Source organism: Kytococcus sp. HMSC28H12 (assembly GCF_001816045.1).
Lineage (GTDB): Bacteria > Actinomycetota > Actinomycetes > Actinomycetales > Dermatophilaceae > Kytococcus > Kytococcus schroeteri.
The window spans coordinates 1-2,540 of record NZ_KV824555.1; the positions used below are offsets into that span (position 1 = coordinate 1).

The window sequence follows — 2,540 nt, forward strand, 5'->3', positions numbered from 1 at the left end:
CGGTTCTCGATGCCGTGTCAGCTCGAGTTCCGCACCGGTGCGGAACTCGCCGACCGCCCACACACGTGGCCCCTCCCCGGGCAGGCCGAGGAGGGGCCACGCTCACCAAGGGGCTCACGCCCGCGCGCCGGCTCAGGCCACGCGCAGCCCGGTCACCCGGCCGGTGCCGGCGTCCGAGGGCTCTTCGGTGTCCACGTCGATGGTGACCACCTGCCCGTCGCGCACCGTGCCGGCCAGCAGCGAGCGGGCAAGGGTGTCGCCCACCGCGGTCTGCACCAGCCGGCGCAGCGGTCGGGCGCCGAACGCCGGGTCGTACCCCTGGTCGGCCAGCCACGCCCGGGCGGCGTCGGTGACCTCCAGCGTGATGCGCCGGTCGGCCAACCGCCGGGCCAGCGCGTCCACCTGCAGGTCCACGATGCTGCCGATCTCCTGCCGGCTCAGCGGCTCGAACACCACCGTGTCGTCCAAGCGGTTGAGGAACTCGGGCTTGAAGTGCGCCCGCACCGCCGCCATCACACCCTCACGCCGCGCCGCCGGGTCCTGGGTGGGGTCCACCAGGAACTGCGAGCCCAGGTTCGAGGTCATGATGAGGATGGTGTTGCGGAAGTCCACCGTCCGGCCCTGCCCGTCGGTGAGGCGCCCGTCGTCGAGCACCTGCAGCAGGATGTCGAAGGTCTCCGGGTGCGCCTTCTCCACCTCGTCGAGCAGCACCACCGAGTAGGGACGGCGCCGCACCGCCTCGGTCAGCTGACCGCCCTCCTCGTGGCCCACGTAGCCGGGGGGCGCACCCACCAGCCGTGCCACCGCGTGCCGCTCGGAGTACTCGGACATGTCGATGCGGACCATCGCCCGCTCGTCGTCGAACAGGAAGTCCGCCAGCGCCTTGGCCAGCTCGGTCTTGCCCACGCCGGTGGGACCCAGGAAGAGGAACGAGCCGGTGGGCCGGTCGGGGTCGGCGATGCCGGCCCGCGAGCGCCGCACGGCGTCGCTCACCGTGCGCACGGCCTCGGTCTGCCCGATGAGGCGCTCACCCAGGAAGTCCTCCATGCGCAGGAGCTTCTCGGTCTCGCCCTCCAACAGGCGCCCGGCCGGGATGCCCGTCCAGCTGGCGATCACCTCGGCGATGTCGTCGGCGGTGACGGCCTCGGACACCATCGGGTCCTCCGGGCCGTCGGCCGCCTCGGAGCGCTCGGCCTCGGCCAGCTCCGCCTCGAGGGCGGGCACGTCGCCGTAGAGCAGCTTGGACGCACCGGCGTAGTCGCCCTCGCGCTGCAGCTTCTCGGCCTGCGTACGGGCCTCGTCGAGGCGGACGCGCAGGTCACCCAGGCGGTTGAGGCCCTGCTTCTCGGCCTCCCAGCGCGCGGTGAGGCTCGAGAGCTCCTCCCGCTTGTTCGCGAGCTCCTCCCGCAGCGTGGCCAGCCGCTCGGCGGACGCCTCGTCGGTCTCGGCGGCCAGGTGCATCTCCTCCATGGCCATCCGGTCCACGGCCCGACGCAGGGTGTCGATCTCCATCGGGCTGGAGTCGATCTCCATGCGCAGGCGACTGGCGGCCTCGTCGATGAGGTCGATCGCCTTGTCCGGCAGCTGCCGGTGGGTGATGTACCGGTCGCTCAGCGTGGCGGCGGCCACCAGGGCGGAGTCCTCCACGGTCACCTTGTGGTGCGCCTCGTAGCGCTCCTTGAGCCCGCGCAGGATGGCGATGGTGTCCACCACCGAGGGCTCACCCACGAACACCTGCTGGAAGCGGCGCTCCAGGGCGGCGTCCTTCTCGATGTTCTCGCGGTACTCGTCGAGCGTCGTGGCACCCACGAGCCGCAGCTCGCCGCGCGCCAGCATCGGCTTGAGCATGTTGCCGGCGTCCATGGAGCCGTCACCGGTGCCGCCGGCGCCCACCACGGTGTGCAGCTCGTCGATGAAGGTGACGATCTGCCCGTTGCTGGCCTTGATCTCCTCCAGCACGGCCTTGAGCCGCTCCTCGAACTCGCCACGGTACTTGGCGCCGGCCACCATCGCCCCCAGGTCGAGGCTGATGAGGCGCTTGCCCCGGAGTGACTCGGGCACGTCGCCGTCGACGATGCGCTGGGCCAGGCCCTCCACGACGGCAGTCTTGCCGACGCCGGGCTCGCCGATGAGCACCGGGTTGTTCTTGGTGCGGCGGCTGAGCACCTGCACCACGCGGCGGATCTCGGCGTCGCGCCCGATCACGGGGTCCAGACGCCCCTCGCGCGCGACGGCCGTGAGGTCGGTGCCGTACTGCTCCAGGGCCTCGGAGCCGTTCTGCGGGTTCTCGCTGGTCACCTTCTGCCCGCCGCGCAGGACGTCCAGCTCCGTGGCCACGGCCTTCGCGTCACCCTGCACGGCGCCGGTCTCCACCAGGGCGAGGGTGAGCACGTCGAGGGCGAGGTGGGTGTCCCCGCGCGCGGTCATGATGGTGTGCGCCTGCTGCAGGACGCGCAGGGCCTGCTGGCCGAGTTGGGGGGTCTGGCCGGTGGCCGACGGCTGGGCGGACAGCGCCTGCCGGGCGGCGGCGCCGGCCGCCT

At 72.4% G+C, this 2,540-nt stretch carries 1 protein-coding gene; it reads right to left on the reverse strand.

All coding sequences use genetic code 11. The features are described 5' to 3' along the window. Positions 1-132: 132 nt before the first annotated feature. Positions 133-2,540: ATP-dependent Clp protease ATP-binding subunit (locus tag HMPREF3099_RS08390; protein WP_070705553.1), on the reverse strand; the 2,408-nt coding region annotated here is incomplete at its 5' end.